The organism is bacterium, from assembly GCA_030647005.1.
In the GTDB taxonomy this organism is placed as follows: Bacteria; Patescibacteriota; Patescibacteriia; order JACPHY01; family JACPHY01; genus JAUSKG01.
This window is the reverse complement of sequence record JAUSKG010000034.1, coordinates 52,683-74,420: the sequence shown is the minus strand read 5'-3', so window position 1 is coordinate 74,420 and position 21,738 is coordinate 52,683. Positions and strand designations below refer to the sequence as shown.

19 protein-coding genes and 3 tRNA genes are annotated in these 21,738 nt (G+C 64.0%); 10 read left to right on the top strand and 12 right to left on the bottom strand.

Annotation, left to right across the window (positions count from 1 at the left end; translation table 11 throughout):
* Positions 1-20: 20 nt before the first annotated feature.
* Positions 21-92: transfer RNA gene (locus tag Q7S96_05105), tRNA-Cys, on the bottom strand.
* Between the two features lie 691 nt (positions 93-783).
* Here Q7S96_05105 and Q7S96_05100 point away from each other — a divergent pair.
* Positions 784-1,875 carry a hypothetical protein gene (locus tag Q7S96_05100; GenBank protein MDO8463609.1) on the top strand — a complete coding sequence of 364 codons (1,092 nt, stop codon included), beginning with the start codon at positions 784-786 and terminating at the stop codon, positions 1,873-1,875.
* A 194-nt stretch (positions 1,876-2,069) separates the two neighbouring features.
* On the opposite strand, the gene Q7S96_05095 is transcribed toward Q7S96_05100, so the two are convergent.
* From Q7S96_05095 to Q7S96_05080, 4 genes are all read right to left on the bottom strand, one after another.
* Entirely contained in the window at positions 2,070-2,540 is a 471-nt protein-coding gene (locus Q7S96_05095; protein ID MDO8463608.1) for a hypothetical protein, read from the bottom strand.
* Between the two features lie 109 nt (positions 2,541-2,649).
* The gene (locus Q7S96_05090) at positions 2,650-4,737 is read right to left on the bottom strand and encodes a tetratricopeptide repeat protein (protein ID MDO8463607.1); all 2,088 of its coding nucleotides are present in this window, start codon (positions 4,735-4,737) and stop codon (positions 2,650-2,652) included.
* Positions 4,738-4,936: 199 nt separating this feature from the next.
* Complete coding sequence (locus tag Q7S96_05085; GenBank protein MDO8463606.1) at positions 4,937-5,239, bottom strand: hypothetical protein; 303 nt, start codon at positions 5,237-5,239, stop codon at positions 4,937-4,939.
* A 19-nt stretch (positions 5,240-5,258) separates the two neighbouring features.
* Positions 5,259-5,579 carry a hypothetical protein gene (locus Q7S96_05080; protein MDO8463605.1) on the bottom strand — a complete coding sequence of 107 codons (321 nt, stop codon included), beginning with the start codon at positions 5,577-5,579 and terminating at the stop codon, positions 5,259-5,261.
* Positions 5,580-5,704: 125 nt separating this feature from the next.
* Between Q7S96_05080 and Q7S96_05075 the strand changes: the two genes are divergently transcribed.
* From Q7S96_05075 to Q7S96_05060, 4 genes are all read left to right on the top strand, one after another.
* Positions 5,705-5,787, top strand: a tRNA-Leu gene (locus Q7S96_05075).
* Between the two features lie 28 nt (positions 5,788-5,815).
* Complete coding sequence (gene ruvB / locus Q7S96_05070; GenBank protein ID MDO8463604.1) at positions 5,816-6,832, top strand: Holliday junction branch migration DNA helicase RuvB; 1,017 nt, start codon at positions 5,816-5,818, stop codon at positions 6,830-6,832.
* A 166-nt stretch (positions 6,833-6,998) separates the two neighbouring features.
* Positions 6,999-7,256 carry a hypothetical protein gene (locus tag Q7S96_05065; protein MDO8463603.1) on the top strand — a complete coding sequence of 86 codons (258 nt, stop codon included), beginning with the start codon at positions 6,999-7,001 and terminating at the stop codon, positions 7,254-7,256.
* On the top strand, positions 7,253-7,822 hold the full coding sequence (locus Q7S96_05060) for a PH domain-containing protein (protein ID MDO8463602.1): 570 nt from the start codon (positions 7,253-7,255) through the stop codon (positions 7,820-7,822). Before Q7S96_05065 ends, Q7S96_05060 begins: the two co-directional genes overlap by 4 nt.
* A gap of 60 nt (positions 7,823-7,882) precedes the next feature.
* Here the strand turns inward: Q7S96_05060 and Q7S96_05055 are convergent, their stop codons facing one another.
* Complete coding sequence (locus Q7S96_05055) at positions 7,883-9,310, bottom strand: hypothetical protein (protein ID MDO8463601.1); 1,428 nt, start codon at positions 9,308-9,310, stop codon at positions 7,883-7,885.
* Between the two features lie 464 nt (positions 9,311-9,774).
* Positions 9,775-11,553: a SpoIID/LytB domain-containing protein gene (locus Q7S96_05050; GenBank protein ID MDO8463600.1), complete on the bottom strand. Its 1,779-nt coding sequence runs from the start codon at positions 11,551-11,553 to the stop codon at positions 9,775-9,777.
* Between the two features lie 145 nt (positions 11,554-11,698).
* Here Q7S96_05050 and Q7S96_05045 point away from each other — a divergent pair, with 145 nt between their 5' ends.
* From Q7S96_05045 to Q7S96_05030, 4 genes are all read left to right on the top strand, one after another.
* On the top strand, positions 11,699-13,237 hold the full coding sequence (locus Q7S96_05045; protein ID MDO8463599.1) for a flippase: 1,539 nt from the start codon (positions 11,699-11,701) through the stop codon (positions 13,235-13,237).
* A 1-nt stretch (position 13,238) separates the two neighbouring features.
* Complete coding sequence (locus Q7S96_05040) at positions 13,239-13,883, top strand: hypothetical protein (GenBank protein ID MDO8463598.1); 645 nt, start codon at positions 13,239-13,241, stop codon at positions 13,881-13,883.
* 5 nt (positions 13,884-13,888) lie between these two features.
* Entirely contained in the window at positions 13,889-14,599 is a 711-nt protein-coding gene (locus Q7S96_05035) for an O-antigen ligase family protein (GenBank protein ID MDO8463597.1), read from the top strand.
* Between the two features lie 209 nt (positions 14,600-14,808).
* Positions 14,809-14,895: transfer RNA gene (locus Q7S96_05030), tRNA-Ser, on the top strand.
* Between the two features lie 84 nt (positions 14,896-14,979).
* Here the strand turns inward: Q7S96_05030 and Q7S96_05025 are convergent.
* The 5 genes from Q7S96_05025 to Q7S96_05005 form a co-directional block, all read right to left on the bottom strand.
* Positions 14,980-15,333: a hypothetical protein gene (locus Q7S96_05025; protein MDO8463596.1), complete on the bottom strand. Its 354-nt coding sequence runs from the start codon at positions 15,331-15,333 to the stop codon at positions 14,980-14,982.
* 145 nt (positions 15,334-15,478) lie between these two features.
* On the bottom strand, positions 15,479-16,207 hold the full coding sequence (locus Q7S96_05020; GenBank protein MDO8463595.1) for a hypothetical protein: 729 nt from the start codon (positions 16,205-16,207) through the stop codon (positions 15,479-15,481).
* A 31-nt stretch (positions 16,208-16,238) separates the two neighbouring features.
* Entirely contained in the window at positions 16,239-17,003 is a 765-nt protein-coding gene (locus tag Q7S96_05015; protein ID MDO8463594.1) for a hypothetical protein, read from the bottom strand.
* Between the two features lie 180 nt (positions 17,004-17,183).
* Entirely contained in the window at positions 17,184-18,596 is a 1,413-nt protein-coding gene (locus tag Q7S96_05010) for a hypothetical protein (GenBank protein MDO8463593.1), read from the bottom strand.
* A 220-nt stretch (positions 18,597-18,816) separates the two neighbouring features.
* A complete protein-coding gene (locus Q7S96_05005; protein MDO8463592.1) occupies positions 18,817-20,538 on the bottom strand; it encodes a hypothetical protein in 1,722 nt (573 codons plus the stop codon).
* A 365-nt stretch (positions 20,539-20,903) separates the two neighbouring features.
* On the opposite strand from Q7S96_05005, the gene Q7S96_05000 reads away from it, so the two are divergent.
* Positions 20,904-21,734 carry an undecaprenyl-diphosphate phosphatase gene (locus Q7S96_05000; protein ID MDO8463591.1) on the top strand — a complete coding sequence of 277 codons (831 nt, stop codon included), beginning with the start codon at positions 20,904-20,906 and terminating at the stop codon, positions 21,732-21,734.
* Positions 21,735-21,738 lie beyond the last annotated feature (4 nt).

Sequence of the window (21,738 nt, the reverse complement as noted above, 5' to 3'; positions counted from 1 at the left end):
GCGTGAGAATGTTACACATAAGGCCTGGATGGGAATCGAACCCATGAATAGGGGTTTTGCAGACCCCTGCCTTCCCACTTGGCTACCAGGCCGACGAATGAGTGTCGCGCCGCGCGGCTGCGCGCGAGCATGACCGAGTAAGGAGGTCTGGCATCGTCTCGATACCAGGCCGGCCGACGTCTCAATAGCAGACGAAAAACATGATCGAGTGCTCCTACACCATGAGAAAATCCTAGCAGAAATGATGGATCTCTGCGAAAGTGTGTCATTGCGAGCCGAGTCCGCGAGGCGTGGCAACCCCGGCCATTGAGCGTACCCGGCTTTCACCTTGTGCCGATATGACCGGGATTGCTTCGATCGGGGACTTCCTCGCAATGACAGCAAGAGGGATGTTGGGAGCATTGTCCGTTTTCCACATTGTCTCAACGTGGACTGATAGCGGCACTTTATCTTGGCTCAGTAGAGCTGACTTGACAGAGATTTTGGTTCTGGTATCTTGAGATGGTGGTAGGCGCAAGAGCGCGTGCCTCATACATGCCCCTCGGGGCTGTTTCGTTTTTTCTCCCGCACGTACTCCTGCGTGCCCCACGATCGACTCATCAGTCCTGCGCCGGGTATTCTCGGTTGCAGGCAGAGGCGAGTGGAGCACGCCGGGGGTAGTTGCGGGGGAAAAAGCGTTTTTGTTTTTCCTCGTGCAGTCGCTGTTTCAACAACCGTCCAACCGCTCGACTTACCATAGGGGTGAGTCGCTCGCGCGGACCGCAGAGTCGATAAGGATTGTCCATGCAGACGCAACAGACCCAGCAGCAGGCGCAGCACAACCCAATCATCAGCGCGCGAAACCTCGTGATGTCGGTCATCGCGCAGGCCATCGCGCGCAAGTTCGTGGAGACGCCCCAGCTCTTCGGTGCCGTCGGTGTCACTTCCGAGCACAGCTTGCGCGGCAAGTTCCGGGTGCCGAACCAGGACTACGCGGCCTTTCTCCTCGCGCGCGCCGAGCGGTTCGGCATCGAGGAGGTCCAGGTCCCGACATCCATGGAGTACATCGAGGACGGCATCTTCGCCATCGCCGAGCAGGTGGCGGCGGAGGTTCTGACCACCAAGGACACCACGAGGGACCACGCTCGGCGCATCGCGCTCGAGTACGTCTGCCAGGCATGCTTCCTCCATCCGGACGAGGTGGCGCCGTTCTCGGAGTACCTGCCGAAGAAGCTTCAGCTCGCGCAGCACATCGAGGACATCAACGCCGCCAAGGATCTGTCCACGGAGGAGACCTTCGAGGTCATGGATGCCACCGACGTCGCCAACGCGCTCACCGAGGCAACCGAGGCGTGGAGCGGCATCCGTACGCTCTACGCGACGTGCAAGCACCTCGGCACGCTGCAGCCGCGCATCGTCACCGCGCCCATCTACACCGGCATCGAGCCGTGGCAGACCGTGCGTGACCTCCCCGTAGAGCATCGTCAGGCCACGGTGGCCCAGATCTTCGCCATCATGCGCGAGGAAGGCACGCAGTTCGTACCCCAGACCATGGTGGCGGATGCCGTCGCACAGGTCGCTGGCAACGTCGCTCTCGTGGACGGAACGCCCACCGGCGTCTCCATGACGAGCTTCATCCAAGCCGGAGGTCAGGACGCCCTCTCGGGTGCCAAGCCCAATGGCGGCAAGAAGCTCGAGCTCACGGACAGCCCCGCGGCGCGTCTCGGCGAGCTGATCGCTGGCCTCCGCGGCGCGGCGACCGGATGGATCAGAAGGACGGACAACGGTGAGCTGGAGATCAACGCGCAGATCCGCGACGGGAATTCCGACCTGTACAGCGGCGTTCCCATCGAGGTGCTCCAGCAGCAGAACGCCGCGCCGCGCTACTCGGCGTAGCAACGGCCCCGGCGCTCGTAGGAGCCAGCGGCTGATGACACCGGTCGCCCCTGAGCGCCACCATCGGTAAGCGATCGAGGTCGTGCTCTTTCGCTCCGACTACGACCCCCCAGGACTTCGGTCCTGGGGGGTTCTTCTTTTGTTCCTGAGCAAGTGAGACGCCCCTCCCGAGGTGGGAGGGGCGGTGTGGTCGTTCACATGATCTCGATGGTGTCGAGGTCTGCGTGCGCGGAGGCGACGTGTACTGCGTACAGAGCATCTTCGCCATCGCCGGAGAGCTGCTGGAAGAATGCGGCGAGCTCGTGCGCGTCGGTCTGTTCGGCGGGAGAGAGCGTGCCATGGTGCTCCAGTCGCGTGAAGATGTGCATGTATGCGAAGAAGCGATCCGCTTCCGCGTCGCTACGCTCTCGCGGCGGCCTCGCGAGGGTCCGCTGGAGCGTCCAGCGCGCGAGCGCGAGTGCTCGGTCTTGGAGTATCGCTCCGTGCCCACGCAGACCGTCGAGCACGGCATCGAGAAATCGTCTGACGCTCAGGTAAACGCCTCGGCACAGGTCATCGGGATTCGTCTGGCCGCGCGCGAGCACCGCGCCAAGGTGCCGCGCCATCACCGCTGCACTGTACGACCAGCGAGCTGCATACTCGTGGGGTTCCTCTGCTTCGATCATGTCTTCTCCTGCGTTGAAAGGACAATGCTGTACCCAGTTTCCCAAGCACGCTGCGCGCGGTCAAGAAAAGAAAATGTCCTGCACCCCTATCGGGTGCAGGACAGAACGCCTACTCGGCGTCCGACGTACGGATTTTCGCATCCTCGATCATGGCACTGAGCATGACGAGTTGCCAGTCGGCGAAGTGGAGCTCGCGCGCGAGGCGATCGATGCGGCCGAGCTGTTCGTCCGTGAGCGGGATCCTGCGGATGCACTCGTCCAGGAAGATGCGCTCGACCTCACTTTGCGGCGTCTCCTGGCGGATGCCACTGGCGCGATCCCGCAGTTGTACGCTCGCGGCGAATCGTCGCATGAAGTACTCGAGGACGTGCTCGACTCCGCCGTGGCGCACGCACCACTGCGCGAGCGTGAGCGTGTGCTCATGGTCTCTGCGCTGCTCGATGAGCTCGACAATGGTTGGGAGGTTCTTCTCCGCAAGATCCTCCTCATGCGCGAGCTTTGCGGCAAGCGCGTAAGCCACGTCGATCTGGTCACCCTCGAGGAAGGTTCCCACCGCTCTGAAGAGTCGTTGCTGTTCGTCGCTCGCGCCCACCGCACCGCCTCCCGCATCGGGCGTACGGACGATCAGGTCGTCCGGAAGATCCTTGAGCGGATCCATGATGTCCGCCTCGGGATCCACGAAGACGACCTGCGTCGCACCGATCTGAATGATATCGCGATCGCAAAGCTCCACGCGCTGGTTCGAGGAGAGCGGCAGGTCGTTGACGAAGGCCTCTGCCTGCTGATCGAGCACCGAGAGCGAAACGCCACCTTTTGCATCCCGCTGTACGACCGCGCGGAAGCGACCGAAGAAACCGCGCAGGCGCAGGTGGCAGTCCTCCTGATTGCCAATGTGGTACGCGGTCTCATCGCGGATCACCAGCGCATCGCCCTCATCTGGGCCGCCGAGCACGCGGAGGCGCGGATAGTTTGCGGCATCCTCCGTGTCGTGCATCGCATCCATGATGGTGCCCACCATGGCGATGGCAAGGGCGTCCACATCGGCCTGCGCTCGTACGTGGCTTGCGCCATCCTGGTCTAGGGTGGTGAGCCAAGCACGCGCCAGTTGCTCCATGGTGGTGTTGCCGTCGCGGCGGTAGAGCTCGACGAGTTTCGTGAACAGCAACGTTGCCCGATCGAAATCACCGAGGTGGATGCAGCACTGCGCGAGGTTCTCGATCGTATCCGTTTCTTCCGGATCGGTCGAGTACCGCAGCAGCAGCTTCTCCTTTGCACGCAAATGCTCTCCACGGTTCAGATAGTGCTTGCCCAGCTCACGCGCGACGCGCGTGTTCATGGGGTCGAGCGTGAGGAGCCGCTCCGTCACCGCGCTCCATTCGTCCATGCGCCGTTGTTCGCGCAGGTCGCGCGCAGCGCACGTGAACTCTGCGACGGCCGGTGCTCGCAGGTCTTTACGTACGTAGGCCTCCGCGAGCCAGATGCGGCTTGCGGTGTCCCGTGGATCAATGGTGGTGATCCTGCTGAGCACGATGGACTCATCCCCATCCCTTCCCGTGCGACGGAACTCTTTGGCCACGGCGCGGAGCTCGCTGAGCGCGTCCCGCATGAGGTCGAGTTGCTCGTAGAGGTGCGCGAGCTTCAAGCGCAGCTGCGTATCGTTCGGATCGAGTTTGATGACCTGCTTGAACACTGCGACGGCCTTGAGGTAGAACCCTTGGGTCTCGTAGTATGCGGCAACGCGCACATACGTCTCCTTGGCGGCAGCGCCGTCGCCGTGCTGTTGTTGGAGGTCGCCCATCTTGAGGAGGATGCGTATGTCATCGGGGTGATCGGTGAGGAACGCCTGGTAGGTGGCAATGGCCTTCGCGAACTTCCCCCACTGGACGTATCGTTGCGCCACGCCGATGGTCTGGCGGCGAAGCGAGTCGCGCTCGCTTGTCTCCGCGTGCGCATCGCGCTCTCTTTCCAGTGTGTCGGCGATATCGGGCGGGCAATCGGGCGACTGGCCCTGGAGCACCACTGTGAGCCGCCTTGCCGCGTCCTCCGGATCGAGCTGCGCGCCTCCGAGCTGCCGCGCGAGCTCGCTGAGGACCCGCGCGAGTTTCTGCCAGTCCCCGACCTTTCCCCCGAGCAGACCGACATCCTCCTGGAGCCGTGCAATCTGGTTGTGAAGGTTCTGCGTATCGTTTCCAGACATCGTCCTCTCCCTGCCGCCGCCACGGCACGGCCTCTCGGCCTACTGGCGGATCATGTACACCGGACGAGCACCCCATGTGCCCAATCACGGTGTAGCACGGTGAGTATGCCATACGCGTCCATTAGTGTCAATGAGAAAAGCCCCACCCCGCGAGGTGGGGGTGGGGCTCTAGCGGACGGGCAGATGGCGCGATGCCGTCCTACACGTGCAGTCGCTCTTCGTTGTCCGGCGCATCGTCGCAGTGCGCTATCACGATCAGTTTGCGTCCCGTGAGCGTTGTGGCGAGCTTCGCGACCCGTTTGCGTACATCATCGGGCACGCGCTTGCTGAAGGAGATATCCGCGCCGACCGCCTCCGGTGAGAGCGTCACATGGATATCTGGCATGGGGCGCGTGCTCTTCAGTACACGCTGCTCGAACGCGGCGAGGCGTTCGGTGAAGGTTCGGGCGATTGCGAGAAGCTCGCACAGCTCATTGCGAAGTTCCGGATTCATGGTGTCCATGTCCTCTCCTCTCCTCTCCTCAGAAAACACCGATGTAGCTGGCGTAGGGGTCTTCCTCGCGTATCGGCTTGTGCGTGTTTCGGTGCGCCTCCTCCACCACCCCGCGGATGGTATCATCGCTCGCACCTGCTGCGCGCGCCTCCGCGACGATGGCCTCGGCCTGCCTTCGGCACATCGCGGGGAGGCCCTCGACGCACTGCTCCACGGTCGGGGCACCGTGATGTCCGTACATGCCACTCGCGTTCGGTCCCATGTTGTACGCGAAGCGATCCGTCGCCTCCGGTGCGTGCGCGCGGCCGTCTCGCATGAGGGCGGTGGCGCGTTCTCTCCAGCTTGTCATGTCGTCTCCCTCTCCACGTCCTCGCGTGGAACATTGAGGTTGTCAAAGGATACCTGCAGCATAGCACCGCGTCCGCCCTGTGTCAAGGTGCGCGGCGGCCCGTGGGCTGCTATGCTTGAGGGGAAGCCCGGGTGGTGGAATGGCATACACGCGGCGCTTAAACCGCTGCGCCCGAAAGGGCTTGTGGGTTCGAATCCCACCCCGGGCATCGTTGATGCACACACCGAACAGCGCACATGACTGATCGCCTCATCGCAACCGAAGAGCGTACCGACGACGCCACGCTCGACCTCACACTCCGGCCGCAGACGTTCGGCGAGTACGTGGGGCAGACCAAGGTCAAGGAGACCCTGGCGATTGCGATGCAAGCCGCGGCGAAGCGGCGGGAGGCGATTGAGCATGTGCTGCTCCACGGCGCACCCGGCTTGGGGAAGACGACGCTCGCGCACATCATCGCGAAGGAGCTCGGTGTCGCGATCCGCGTGACGAGCGGCCCGGCGCTCGAGCGCGCGGGCGACCTCGCAGCGATCCTCTCCAACCTCCAGGACGGTGATGTGTTGTTCATTGATGAGGTCCATCGTCTCCCGAAGCTCATCGAGGAAGTCCTCTACCCCGCCATGGAGGATTTTGCGCTCGACCTCGTGCTCGGTCAGGGTCCCGCTGCGCGGACGGTGCGGCTCGATCTTCCCAAGTTCACCATCGTTGCCGCCACGACGCGCATCGCGCTCCTCTCCGCGCCGCTCCGCGACCGGTTTGGGCACCAGTTCCACCTCGAGTCGTACCGCGTGGAGGAGATCGCCGCGATCCTCGAACGCTCCGCACGCATCCTTGGTGTGCGCCTCGCCACCGATGCGCGCGATGAGCTCGCGAAGCGTGCGCGCGCAACGCCGCGCATCGCGAATCGCCTCCTCAAGCGCGTGCGTGACTACGCGGAGGTGAAGGGCGATGGGCAGGTGCAGCTCGCACTCGCGCACGCGGCACTCGCGCAGCTCGAGGTGGACGCGCTCGGCCTCGACGCGCTCGACCGCACCATCCTCACCACCATCATCGAGAAGTTCGCCGGCGGTCCCGTCGGCCTCTCCACGATCGCCGCCGCCACCAATCAGGAGGCCGCGACCATCGAGGAGGTCTACGAACCCTTCCTCCTCCAGCTCGGCTTCCTCGACCGCACCCCCCGCGGCCGCATCGCAACCCCGCGCGCGTACGAGCACCTCGGTATCCCCATTCCCGCTGGAGTAGCAACGCTCCTCTAAAGCGAATCCTCTTGCTTCTGTCATTGCGAGGAGTGAGTCCGCGAGCGACGCGGCAATCCCGGTCATCACAGGACGAATGCGCGTGCCGTTGTTGTCGGATGGGTCTGCTGATGACCGGGATTGCCACACCTCGCGGACTCGGTTCGCAATGACACAGGATTGTTTTATGACCCTCACCCTCATCCATCTCCTCTACCTCTTCTACGGCTTCCTCGTACTCTTCGGCGTGCTCGCGCTCGCCGCGATCTGGCACATGGTGAAGTTCGGGACGTATGGCACGCGCAACTACGTCGCCCTCTTCCTCTTTCTGGCCGGAGTATCCGTCGTCATGTGGGGCACGTTCACGCTCCTGCGCGATGTGGACTGGTCACGGCCACTGCTCCAGGGTCTGACGCTCCGCGCGCCGTCACGCATCTCGCTATGAACATCTCAACACTCATCCATCAGAAGGCATACGAGACGCGCGTCCTCGAGCTCCGGCGGCACTGGCTCTTGCTCCTCAAGCGCGTGATCGTCTGGGCCGCGCTCGCCGCGATCCCCTTCGGGCTGTTCGTCTTTCTCCGCGTGAACGTTCCGGCAATCCTCGCGCACCCCGTGGCGTACCCCGCGCTCGTGCTGGGTTTTGGCGCGTTCGAGCTCTCGATGTGGCTCGTCTTCTTCACGATGTTCATTGACTACGAGCTGGACCTCTGGGTCATCACGAACGATCGGCTCGTCTCCATGGAGCAGCACGGGCTCTTCGCGCGGACCGTTGCCGAGCTCGACCTCTGGCGCGTGCAGGACGTCACGACAGACGTGCGCGGCGTGTTCCCCACGTTCTTCAACTACGGCAACGTCCACGTGCAGACCGCCGCTGCAACCGAGCGGTTCTTACTCGAAGATGTCCCCGACCCCAACGCGGTTCGCACGTTCATCCTGGAGATGGCGGATGTTGATCGGCGGTTCCACCACAGCGACGCGATGCCGCCACCTCCGGTGACCACCCCGTGAGCGATGGCGCAAGAGAACGCCCCAGCACCGTGATGGTGCTGGGGCGTTTTTGGTGCTCCCTCAGAGCGGGAGCGGGACGATCTTTTCGGGGTGCAGGCGGGCGCTGCGACGGGCGCGTTCCAGTGCGTCACCGCAGCGCAGCTCCCATGCGCCAGTCCTCACCGTATTCTCTTCCGGAGCGAAGCGCGTACATGTGTCCTCGTTCCAGAGTTGATCCGGCGTGACGCCCATGTGCTGCGCCGCGTACGCGACGGCGAGTTCGAGGTTCTCGTTCTCCGCCTCGACGCTGCCGATGAGTGCCATGGCGAGGTTGAAACGTACATCCGGAACCGTCACGCCGGCGAGTTGCATGAAGCGGTGTACTTCGCGTAGCGTGTCCACGGTGATGCTTCTGCTCCATCGCTCGCCAACGATGCGGTCGTTCGCAACCTCCACGCGACTCTCATGCGGGAGGTCCGGGAGGACGGCTTCGATGGATGCCCATCGCGCGTTCGCGGCATCGGCGTAGCCGTACGTCCGCGCCCAGGAGTACGACCGTTCGTCGAAGCCGTAGTGCTCCCCGATGGCGACGACATTCGCGGGACGCTCGGAGAGGTCGCGCTCGATGAACGCGTGGCGGTACGCTTCCCTGAGCGCGGCCTCGGCGAGGCCGGCCATGGAAGCGTGTTCCACGCCCATGGCGGCGGCGATGCGATCCACCGCGGCGAAGTCGAGCGCGCGGAGCTTCTCGCTGATGACTTGCTCGACGATGTCGTTCTGCGAGATGTGCCACGGCATGTTGCCGAGGAGGAACGCGAATTGCGGCATGATCTCCGGCACGAGGGTTTCGCGCCCGCTCCGCAGGAGGGTCTGCAGCTCATTGCGATACGCGGACTCCGCGACCCGGGCGCAGGCCCCCGGGTGCGCGTAGTTGGTGTGCGCGCCATGCACCGCGACGGCCTGTTCGTGGAACAGCGTCGCTAACGATTGCGCGGCATCCACATCGTGCAGCGCCACCGCGCGATTGAGCAACAGGGCGAGGTATCCGGGTCCGCCGAGGTCCCCGCTACCGGTGGCCACGGCGGTGCGCACGCGCTTCATCGAGCCCGTGGATTGGGCGCGATCGGTGGTGTAGCTCTCGAAGCGACACATGGCGATCCCGATGTCCAGCGCGTGCATCTCGTGGAGGTGCCCCGTGTTCGCCGCGAGGACTTCGCGGTACGCGGCGACGGACTCGGCGATCGCGGAGCGGAGCTCCGCGGAATCGAGCGTTTGGGCGCGGGCCTCGTAGCTCGCGTCCCAGGCGACGCTCACCTCGCCGACGCACACGTTGTTGCCGACCGCATCCGTTCCGCCTTCGGCGCTCAGATCCTTGTACAGCGCACTGCGCCCGTCCGCCGCGATCGCCACAACGATGTCGCAGCTTCCGGTGTTGTTTGCTACGTGTTGCGTGCCGACCGCGGCGCAGCCACCTGCCACCGCGAGAACACAAGCGAGCATGATTCTCATCTCGGACTCCTCTATCTGTTCGATTGGGAAAGCGCGCCGCAATCCGGCACGGACCACGCTGCAGCAGTGCAGCGGGACTAATCAGTAGACCATATTTTTGGCAGATTGTCAAGTGCTTGGCTCAACGGAGCAAATATGCAACCGTAGAACTCATGGAGATCGTTACTATTGTGTGATTCCAACCTTTTTTCTTTGTCATTTCGAGCGAGTCCGCTAGCGAGAAATGACAGAGGCACATAGAATATCCTAGGCCTACGCTGTTTTTGGGCCATCCGGACGGGCGGGTATAAAACCCGCCCCTACGCGATTCCCGTGGCGATTGGGCATCTCATCCTCCTTGCGTTGCGCGTACCCCGTAGGGGAGGGGTTTACCCCCTCCCGTTCCGCACCGACGCGCCGTCATGGGTCGAGCATCAGAAAAACCACCGGATGGAGTTTCCGGTGGTTTTTCGTCGCGATGCTTCCTACTCGTAGATCTTTCGGAGCTGGATGCCCTGGTAGTAGTGGTGGAGGATGGACTGCCAGACCCAGCCCTGGTTGGCGAGCTCCATGGCGCAGCGCTGGGCGAGGCCCACGCCGTGGCCGAGTTCGCGCTTGCCGGCGCAGACCGGATCGGACACGCCGGTGAGCCAGCCCTTCGTGGCACCGCCCCAAACCTCGTGCCAGCCCTTCGTGGCGCCGTTCGACTGCGCGAAGTACGGTGTGACGGCGACATCGCCGCCGTACGTCACCACGATGCCGCGTGTTGCTGCGACGGCCTCCGTGAGGCGCGGCCGTCGCTGTGCCGCGTTCTCGCCGCGGTATACCTGATCACGCGCATCGTTGCGCAGGATGAACTCGCCCTTCGGGTACTTGCCGCCCTGCTCGATGTGGTAGAGCGCGAACGAGCGCGCGGCCACCACCTGGGCTTTGTGGAACTCGGGGTGTGCCGAGTCGCTCGTCTCGACGAGACCGCGGAGGTAGTCCTCAAGGCCAAGCTCATTGATCGCCCAGAGCCGATCCGTGTGCGGGACGTACCGTACCTCGAGAATGCCGCGGAAGATGTTGTCCGCGGTGTTGCCCTCCCAGGAGAGCTTATCCGTGTAGTAGGGGAGCTGCATGAGCGCGCCGCTCTCCACCGGAATGAATCGGAGCGGCTCGTCGAGCGTGTACCAATCCGTGCCGTACTTGAGGCGGTAGGTGCCATCGGACGGCTTGTAGTCCACCGCGACGCTCTCGTTTGCTTTTGCCACGAGGACCTCGTTGCCGCTCTCCTCGATCACACGGAAGGCACTCTTGGAGGTGACAACGTGCGGGAACCAGACGCTCTCCTTTGGCTCCATGTACTCAATACCCACGCGAATTTTGGGCTCCTCGGGGTAGCGAATGATCTCGGCAACGAAGAACGGATCGGTACCATCGGTGCCTGCGGCGGCGAGGATGGTGGATGGGGCGGTCGCGTCCTGCGGGATTGAGGTCTGCGCGGTGGTGATGGAGAGCGACGGCGTGACGACCATCGTCACCTCGGTCTCCGATCCATCGAGCGTGCGACCATCGAGCGTGCGGAGGACGAAGGTGTCCGTGTACGTCCCCGCCTCCATCGGCGCGCGGAACGACGCGGTGAAGAGCGCGAGTGATCCAATGGCGAGGGCGTCCTCATCCTGGAATGTCGCGCGCATCGTATCAATCCAGTTGTCCGCCATGAGCCGGCTGGGCGCGTTCGGCGTGAGTCGTTCGAGGATCGCGGTGGAACCCATGCCGCGCTTCCAGGTAAACGTGCTCTCGTTCTTGAATCCGAGGGAGAGGTTCACGGTGTCGCCCGCAGTGATCGTGACAGGCATGTGGTGCGAGCGAATGAGGAGCGGCGCGCGCTCGCCTGCGGCATACGCGGTCTCAATGCCAAGGATCGTGTGGACGGCTTCGCGCGTGCTCATGGATGCATCAATGCGGCGCTCGATGAGCGTGAGCCAGTACGATACTGCCAGGACACAAACAAGCGCCACGGCAATGGTTGCCGCGGACGCTGCGAGCGTTGCGCCACGCTGAGGAGCCATAGGCATCTGCTTCCGGCACGTCTTCCATCCGATTTCGATGCGGCATGCACGCGAGACCGACGCGGCGTTCACGAGCGTGCTACCGGCACCAACGAACTGCGCGGACGCGCCGCCCGTGAGATCGGCAAAGGTGAGCTGTCCGGTGGTGAAAGTCGCGTCAGCGTTCGGCTCGAGGCCACCGACGCGCTGCGCGAGGTCGGGGATACCCATGTTGGTGTGGCTGTTGGTTTTTTCGGAGCAACTCGCTCAATGCTTTGGAGCGGGTCGCATTCCGTTTCGCTCAACCGAGCGAACTCGAACTAGCACCTAGTATCAGTATACCATAGAATGGAGGTGCTCCTCAAGCTTTGGGATTATGACCATGACACGGCGGATCATTTCGCAGTCCGGCATCCAGCTCGCGGGGAAGCTCGCGGGGATTGCGTTTGGGGTAGCGGCGATCGCGATTATCACGCGCGCGCTCGGCCTCGCGGGGTACGGGAAGTACGCCACGATCATGGCATATCTCCAGCTCTTCGGCGTTGCGGTGGATTTGGGGTTGAATGTCCTCGCGCCGAGCGAGTTGGGACGGCTCTCCTCCTCGTCATCTCGAGCGAGTGATTCCTCTTCTTTCGTCATCTCGAGCGAGTATTCGAGTCGAGAGATCTCCGCGGCGGAACGAGGTTTCTCCGCGACCGCATCGGATTCGCTCGGTCGAAATGACGAACGAGCGGTCCTGCTCTCCAACATCTTCACCATGCGCCTCACCGTGGCGGTTGTGGTGTTCGCGGCGGCTGCGGCGGTGGCTTTCGTCATTCCCGTGTACGATCCCGTGGTGCGCGTCGGCATCGCGGCGGCGACGTTCTCGTTCCTCGGCATCGTGCTCCACCAGATTCTCTTGGCACCGTTCCAGGTGGCGCAGCGGATGGTCTGGCCGGCTATCGCGGATGTCGCGGGTCGCGCGCTGCTCACGGCGGGCGTCGCGTTCGCCGCGTGGCGGGGGATGGGTATCCTCCCGATGGTGTGGGCGACGGTCATCGGCAACGTTGCGATGTTCGCCATCACGTTCATCGCCGCGCAGCGCATCGTGCGCGTCCGGCTCGCGTTCGACTTCCCGCTCTGGAAGCGCATCCTGACGAAGAGCTGGCCCGTCGCGCTCTCCATCATCTTCAACCTCGTCTACCTCCGCGCGGACACCGTCATCCTCTCGTTCGTGCGGCCGGAGGAGGAGGTGGGCATCTACGCCGCGCCGTACCGCCTCCTCGATGTCGTCACGCAGTTCCCGCACCTCGTCATGGGGCTCGTGCTCCCGCTCCTCGCGGCGGCGTGGGCAACGGGTGATCGCGCGGCGTTCCGGCATCGCCTCCAGCGCGTGTTCGACGGGCTCGCGTTCCTCGGATTCCCGCTCGCCGCGGGTGCCCTGGCACTGGGCACGCCGATCATGGCGTTCGTGGCGGGGAGCGACTTCGCGGTGTCCGGTCCGATTCTCGGCGTGCTGTCGCTCGCGCTCCTGGGCATCTTCCTCGGCCAGCCGTTCGGCTACGCGATCGTCGCGCTCGAGCGGCAGCGTGCGATGCTCTGGGGGTACGCTGCAGTGGCCGCGGTCACGCTCATCGGCTACTTCGTCTTCATCCCGCGCTACTCGTACTGGGGCGCTGCGTGGATGACCGTCGCGTCCGAGATCGCTATCGCCGTTGCGACGTTCGCCGTCGTGCGCCGTACGTCCGCAGTGCGCCTGGACCTCCGCATCCCCGTCGCCGCGCTCCTCGCCTCCGGTCTCATGGCGCTCGCCGTCCTCGCGGTTCCCGCGTGGCACATCATCCCGCGCGTAGCACTCGGGGTGATCGCGTACGGTGCGGCCGTACTCCTTATTCCATGGACGCGCCGGATGGTCGTCGCGTTCCGCGCGTCGTAGTATGCCCTACGCCCTCGCGCTCCTCCCCTACGCCGCTGTTGCCTGGTATCGCCCCCGTCTTGCACTCGGGGTACTCCTCGCGTTGCTGCCGACGTACCTCGTGCGGTTCGAGGTGCTTGGGATTCCGATGACGCTGTTGGAAGGAATGGTGTTGGTATTGGCGGTGGTGGTGCTGGGGTGTGGGCGGGGGGGACACCCCCTCTCGCTCCCCCTCAAGATGAGGGGGAGGACTATAGCGGCGGCGTCGCCGTTTGCGGATCGCATGGTCGTGCTCGCGGTGCTCTGGGTTGTCGCGGGGTTGCTCGCGGCGATGTGGTCGGATGCGGGGGCGGCGGCGTGGGGTATCTGGAAGGCGTACATCGTGGAGCCGGTGTTGGCGTATTTTGTGATTCGGGCACTCAACATTTTCAGTCCGCTCCGCACCATCGTATTGCCGATCCTCGTTGGCGCAGCGGGCGTTGCGGGAGTGGCGATCTGGCAGCACTGGAGCGGCTACGGGATTCCGTTCCCGTGGTTCGATGTCGCGACGCGGCGCGTGACGAGCGTGTTCGGATACCCGAATGCGGTGGGGTTGTACCTCGCGCCGCTCGTGCCGCTCGCGTTCGGGATGGTGGCGATTACGCGGCGGCGAACACCCCCCCTCTAGAAGAGGTGGGGGAACAGAGCATCGTGCACTCCGTGCTCGCGCTCATCTTCCTGTTCCTCGTCGGCATCGCGGCGATTGCGGCGGTGTTCTTCACGAGAGGCGCGGGGGCAATGGTTGCGGTCGTCGCGGGCTTCATCGCGCTCGTCGCGTTCAAAGTGTGGAAGTCGTTCGTCGCGCGACATGCGCGCGGGATTGCGGTGACGATTGTCGTTGGGTGGGTTGCGGCGTGCCTCCTCATCACCGCATGGCTGCCGTTCCAGCCCGAGCGGCCGCGGGACGGGAGTACGGTGTGGCAGAAGCTCACGTTCCAGCAGTGGTCTGGCAGCGTGCGGCTCTCGCAGTACCGCGAGATGTGGGGGCTCCTTGCCGACCATCCCGTCCGCGGTGCCGGACTCGCTGGCTACCCCATCGCCATCCAGCAGTACAAGGAGAAGCAGGATGTCGAGACGTTCGTGTATCCGCATAATCTCCTCCTCGCCGTGTGGTCAGAGCTCGGGCTCCTCGGGCTCCTCATCTTCCTCGTGCTCCTCATCGTGTTCTTCACCCGCGCGTTCGCAACGTGGCGCTCCGCGTCCATCATCGCAGCGATGTGTGCACTGCTCATCTTCGGCCTCGTGGACATCCCCACATTCAAGAACGACCTCGCCATCCAGTTCTGGACCCTCCTCGCCCTCGGCACGCTCCCGCTTGTGCCTACGCGTGAATTCTCTCCGTGAGACCGTTGAAAAAATGGTGTAGCGGAGGTCTTCAGACCTCCATCCGTCTCGCGCTGTACGTGGAAACCTAAAGGTTTCCGCTACATCGGACAGGCAGATGGTGCATGTTCGGACTTTTTCAACGGTCTCTCCATGAGTTGATTCCCGCGACGCAATGCGCTACGCTATGCTTGTCCTGTGACCGAAGCTGGCGCGATAGCGCCAAGGATGGAGGGGTGTCCGAGAGGTTGAAGGAGCAGGTCTCGAAAACCTGTATACCCGCAAGGGTATCGAGGGTTCGAATCCCTCCCCCTCCGTTTTTGCAGAAAGGAAAACGCCCGCGAGTCGCATGGTGCGATCGCGGGCGTTTCGTGTTGCGAGTGGAGTGGCGCCACCGATAGCTAGTCGGTGCGGTACGCGCCGGTCTCGGTGTTGAAGGGGCGGACGATGACTTCGATCCGCCAGCTATCACGGAAGTACTCTCGTGCGGCGATGTGGAGGCACTCCGCGAGTCGGTTGAGGACGTCCTTCGTGCGATCCGGTTTCTCGAAGAGGAAGTCCACGATGATGCCGACCGTCTGGTTGTCGGGCAGTGCCATCAGCGCGCTCCCGCCAAATGTGACCGTGACGAGATGTGGTGCCGTGATGCCCGGCACTGCAGCCTCCACGGCTGCACTGCGGAGTGCGTTTGCCATGCTCATCTGCCATTCCTCCGTCTTGTGACACGGCCAGTTTCGTACTTCGATGAACGGCATCATGCACCTCCTTTCCAGTGTGCGTGTTGCATGATGATGACATCACGATACCACATCCTGCGACGTTTGTCAAACGTCGCGTAGGCGGTTTGCACGCAAAGGAAAACGCCTCGGTGGCCGGTGGGCCAGCGAGGCGTTTGGGTGTTCAGGGACGGTAGACGCGCCAGTGGAGGGCGCAGCGGCTGCGCTCCGCGTGGTAGCGCAGCGCGTACTCGTGGGTGGTGGTGCGATGGAGGAGGAAGCCGCCGCTCTGCGGGTTGCGCTGCTCGTGTTCTGCGATCATGACCGTGCAGTTGTGCGCGAACAGTTGCCAGACGCGCAGCACAGCTTCGTGGTCGAGCGTGCAGTGCTGGGTGGCCGTGAGGAGCACAGCGCGCCAGGTGTGCGCGTGCGGGTACGCATCGTGGGCCGCGCCGAGCACCGGGCCGCTGAGCGGTTCGGTGTCGTCACCTTCCGGAAAGAGGAGCGCGTCGAGCCCGATGGTTCCGGAGATCGTGTTGGGGGTCTCCGTCGCGATGGCGTGGAGCACGCCGAGCCAGGACTGGAGGATTTCTTTTCGCGCGAGGGAGCTCTCGGCGATGACCTCTACGATCGTGGGCTGAAGGCCCCGTTCGACCATGCCCACGGCTTGCACGATGTACCGAATGGCCGCACGTCCGACATCGCCGAACCGCGCCACGATCTCGGGTTCGAGTTGCTTTCGGACGTACCGTTGAGCGGCCGTTATCGGCATCGCGCGCTCCTCCGTGTACCGCGCTTGCTCTCGGAGGAGGTAGTTGTTCACTGCATCGAGAAGTGCGTCCTCCGGCATGCACGCGAGCAGGCGTTCCTCGTTCTCCTCGATGATCTGCTGCGAGGTTGTCGTTTGGATCATGGATTGCTCCTCTCGTTGCCGTGGTTGTTGTTCAGCGAGCATTCACCCGCAGCACGCGACGGGCGATGAGCTCGTGGGTTGCGAGGCCGAAGATGCCGCCGGCGAACGCGCCGATGAGCACGAAGCCGAAGAAGTGCCCCGCGGCCGCGCCGAGCATCACGCACACGCCGCAGGTGAGTCGTCGCTCCGAGAAGATGCGGATGGAGAGCTCGCGGATGAAGCGCGCGAGGAAGCGGACGGCAGCGGCGCACTCACGGAGTACGAACTTTGGGAGGTGGTAGCAGAGGAAGATCGGTGGGAATACGTACCAGAGCATCCTTTTTGCCGTCGGTGTTCGGAGGATGCGGAGTTCGTGATCGCGGTTTGCGACGGGGTCAAGTGCGATGATGAGCCCGAAGATGGACGACAGGATCGCGCCACAGACCATCGTGCGGATCGCGCCATCAACAGTTCCCATGGGTGTCGTCCACCAGGAAAGTTCACCGGAGATGACGCTGCTTACGGCCAGCATTCCCACCATGCCCATGATGAGGAGTGCCGTCATCGAGGTGCCGATGAGCATCGCGAGCGGGAACACGACCCAGAAGTCCGCGGGCGACCTCCATGCCTTCGCGTCGCGCCACGCGCGCGGTGCCGTCGCGACGACGGTGCGCCACTCGTAGGAGAGGTAGCCGACGGCGCCACCCGCGATGATGCCGATCCACCAGAGTGCTACCTGTACCTCGAGCGCCACGAGCGAGCCGACGCCCGCTCCGAGTGCGCTCGCCAGGAATACTTTTCTGCTCTCGCGTTCCACGGTACACCTCCTCAGATTGTGTTGTGAACGAACGCGGATGCGCCATTCGACGCACCACGTTCCACCGTATCAGTGATGGGCGCGATGGTCAAGGTGCGTCCCCGTCATGGAGAACGCCCCGATCCGTTGGGATCGGGGCGTCAATCGTGAGGGGAGTTCAGGAGCGCGGGAGGAGGCCGGTCATCCTGCGGGCGTTTCGTGTGGCGCGGTGTCGTCCGCGCGGATCATGGTCTTCGCACCTTGCGTGAGGATCTCTTCCGGGAGCTCACGGAGAAACGCGATGTAGCGAGCGCGCTCGCCGCCCCAGGGGAGCTCGAGTAGGGTGTTGAGCTGGGTCTGCGCCGTGAGTCGGAGCTCTTTGAGCTGGTCCGACCACGTTTGGAGCTCCTCGTTGGTGCGGTCGCCCTGGTGGAACGCGGTGTTGAGCGCGCGGGTGTCGCGCGTGTGCCGCAGGACCATATCCTTGAGCTGCTCGATGATGGCGTCGCACGCACCCGTGGCGCTCCCCATTTCTGGGGGATCGCTGCGGGCCGGCGCCTCGGGTGGCGGCGCGATGTCGGAGAGCACGCCCGGGCACGCGGTCTCGATCTCGCGCACGAACGTCGCGGTGAGCTCGAGGAGGAGCTGCCGGAGACCCCGGAGCACGTCACCGTGGTGCGCGAGCAGCTGCTGGTCGGCGTCCGGATCGAGGGATGATCCGGTCACCTGCATGATCGCGACGATGTCGTGGTGGAGCACCACACGCAAAGTCTGTGCGATACTGCGGTCCTTGAGTATTCCGTCGTGTCGGAGGTGCTCGATATCGGACCAGTTGAATAGGAGCGACGGCGCGACTCGGACGGGAGTGCTCGTGTCCTCCGGCGTGGAGGAGAGCCGTAGGAGTGCAGCGTACAGCAGTGGAACGGCGGTCACCGCACGAACGCGCGAGAGGATGTCCCAGCAGGCGCGGTCCACGAGGAGCTCGTCGAGTTCCCAGCAAGCAAGCATCACCTCGCGAGATTCGGCAGGGGACGTGGGGACGTCTTCGCGCCGGTGCTCGCGGAGCTCGTGGTACACGCGCTCGAGGCACTCCAGGACGTTTCGGAGGTTCTTGCCGGTGAGCTCATGCCCCCAACCACCGTCGTCTCGCGGGAGTCCTCCCTCGCACGCGAGTGCACCGTAGAACGCGACGAGTCGTGTGAGCGTCCCGAGGTTCTCTGGTTGCGGTCCTTGCCCAAAAACATCGGACGGACGGGCGATGAGCGGGCATACGTGCTTCGCGAGCGTCAGGCGCGCCGTCCGACGCACGTCTTCATCATGTTCCGGTCCTTTCAGGGGACTCTCGCACCCGATGTCCGTGAGGAACGCGATGATTGCTTCGCGAGCGTCCCTACCCTCCTGTGTGTCGCGCCGCGCCCATCTCCCGTGCTCGCCGGTCGCGAGTACGACGCCCTGTACGAGTCCGCGCGCGGCATGTCCCGACGTGCGGAAGTCGGCGAACTCGCTGAACAGGTATATGAGACCCTCGCCAGCTGCGCGCCGACCCTGCTGCGCATTGCGCCACGGCCGTTCGCGTAGTACCTTTTCGATCCAACCCTCAACTCGAGTACTCATGGTGCGCTCCTCGCTCCTTCTCCGCATCGCCGTTCTCGGGCAGTGCCTAGGAGCATGTGCAATGAACGCCGCGCGCGGCCCTCGTTGGGCAGCGTGCGGTGTGATGCGCCCCATGCGCATCACCAGCGAGATCGTAGCACGACGGCGCGGTATCGTCAAGTGCTGCGTGTCCAAATGAGAAGCGCTCCGACGTGATGTCGGAGCGCGGGGGTGTGGGACGCTACGTGCGCGTCACGGTGAGGTAGTGGGCGGCCCGGAGGATGGCCGATGCTTGGAGGAGGTCGAGCGTGCGTTTCGGATGGAGGGCCTTTTGGTATTGTTCTCGGACCACCGTCCAGACAGCGGGAGCGATGGTGATGGCGGTGCTGCCGGCGGGCTGCACGCACATGGCATTGCCCGCCGCGACGAAAGAACTCACGGGCACCAGTGCCAGGACCGTTTCCGCGATGTCGTCCCAGGATGCGGCGACAACCGCAGCGACTTCCGGCACGCGTCGGTCGAGCTCCTCCTTCCCGACGATTTCGGTGAGCGTCGCGTAGGTCGCGAGGAGGTCCAGTGGCGATGCCGTGCTGTGCGTCGAAGCGAGGAACGTGGCGGCGAAGGCGAGGCGCTCCTCGCTCAGTGTGACGCGCGATGCGAAGCCCGCAACATCGAGCCACTTGAGCCTCCACGCATCGTACCAGAAGTCGTTGTTCAATGCGTCTTCCTGGAGGAGCCGGAGAAACGCAGGCCATGCGTACGCGTAGTCCGTCAGGCGGGACCACGCGATGATTTTCAGCGACGTGAGCGCGGTGAGCTCGTGGCGACGAAAGCCCGAGCGAGCGTCCACAGCGTAGTTCACGCATCGCGCGAACGCCTCGTCATCGAGGAGCGCGCGGAGCTCGGTGACGAGCGGCGGCAGGTTTTCCGTCCAGAGCGCCATGCGTTCCTCGAACGTGGGCGGGAGGAGTGCGGGCGGCTCGGCGACCGCGTGCGGGTGCTCTCCCGATTCGATGCGCGGAGGCGTCTCCGATGGTGGCGCGGTGCCGGTGATGATGCCCGGGTGCACATCCTCTATATCGGACACGAGCATCGCAGCGAGCCTGCCGATGACCTCGCATTGGCTGGTTGCGATGAGGAGGGCAACGAGGTCATCACGGAGGTCTTCATGATGGGACGCGATGAACGCATGGTCCGTGAGCTGGCCATTGCGACGGAGCAGCTCGACTTCCCACCACGGGAACTGCAGTGGCGGGAGGTGGTATCGTGCGATGCTCTGCACCGCGCTGTAGAGGTCAGGGACCGCCTCGATGGCGCGCACATGCGCGAGGGAGTCCCACCAGCGCTGGGAGGAGAAGAGCGTATTGAGCCAGCGCATGGCGTGGAAAGCGTCTGCCTCGACGTTTGTATCCGAGGAGGGGTGGCGGTAGTGCCGCCGCAGCTCTTCGTACGCACGCTCGAGCATGTCGCAGACGATGCGCTGCTCCGGTTCGGAGAGCTCCGAGACGTACACGCGGCCACTCCCGGCAAACGGTTGCGCGCTGTAGAACGAAGCGAGCGTCACGAGTGTCTGGAGGTGCTCCGTCCCCTGCACGAGGATCGGCGCAATGCGCGTTGCGAGCGTCTTGCGCGCGATCCCGCGCGTCAGGCCCGACTCCCTGGAGTTCGGTAGTTCGCTGCCGATGTCGCAGAGGAACTCCACGATGGCGAGGCGCAGGTTGCGTCCCGTCATGGTGGAGAGATTTCTCCCCGCAGCGTCCGCGGTGATGTCAATGCGCTCGATGAGATCGCACGACTCGATTTCGCTCGTCTGCGGGTCTGCGAATCGCGCGAAGAACTCCGTGAGTCCGCTGGGGCGCTCGCGTCTCTGTGCGTCATGCGGCGGCCGCCAGGGGCGCTCGCGGAGGGCCTCCGTGAGGTCGGTGTAGGAATCGGGTGCTGCGTACCTGCATGGCTCTGCCATGGGTTCCATCCTTTCGCTCTGTGCCACCGCATCGCGGTAGCACTGTTGGAATGAGCCGAGTTCCAGCCGATGCGCGCTGCGCATCGCTACATGCAAGGTACCAGGTTGTCGTCCGGTTGTCAAGCGTCTGTGGTAGGATGGATATCCTAATCCAATATGTTTCGTCATCTCGACCCCGTTCGACTCGCGGACTCGCTCAGGGCAGGCTCCGCAACAGAGAGCGGAGAGATCTCTCTGGTGTGAAGTTTTCCCATAGAACGTGAGATTTCTCGGCTTCGTTCGCCCGCGCGCTCACTCCGCTCGAAATGACGAGAGGGAGATGCAGCGTGTAAAACAACGCGAGGGAATCTTACAGATGAATTCCTATGCTCGAAGCACTCGTGCTCGGTGCCATTCAGGGAATGACGGAGTGGATCACGATCTCCTCGGACGGGATGATCGTGCTCGCGCGCACGGTGCTCTTTGGCCACACGGATGTGCGGGAGTCCATTGACGTGGCACTCATGCTCCACTTTGGGACGATGGTTGCGGCCATCGTGTACTTCCGGCGGGATGTCGGCGAGCTCCTGCGGGAGCTCGGGCGTGTCATTACGCGTCGGGAGCGAGGCGCGTCTCGAGACCTGCTCTGGTTCCTCATCGGGACAACGCTCATCTCCGGTGCGCTCGGGCTCGTGCTCCTCGAGGGGTTTGGCCGCGCGATCCAGGTGATTGGCTCCACGAGCGGCGCGGCGACGATTCGGGTGATCGTGGGTGCGATCGGGGTGTTCCTCATCGCCACGGGCGCCATGCTCCTGTCCGCGCGCAAGCGGCAGGCCGCGGCGGTGCCGCGTCAACGGATCACGCTGTTCGACACGGTGCTCCTCGGGGTCATGCAGGGATTTGCGGTGCTCCCCGGGCTCTCGCGCTCCGGCCTCACGATCATGGCGCTCCTCCTCCGGAAGTTCGATGGGCAGCAGGCGCTCCGCCTGTCGTTCCTCATGTCCATCCCCATCGTGTTTGCGGGGAACCTCGTGCTGCTCCGCAACGGCGCACCGTTCGATGCGACGCTGCTCTGGGGCCTCCTCACCTCGTTTGCGTTCGGGATTGCGACGATCCACGCGTTCATGGCGTTCACCCGTCGCGTGAACCTCGGCGTGTTCGTCATCGTCATCGGCATGCTCACGATTATCGCCGCTCTTCTCTCGCGTGTGCTATGATGGA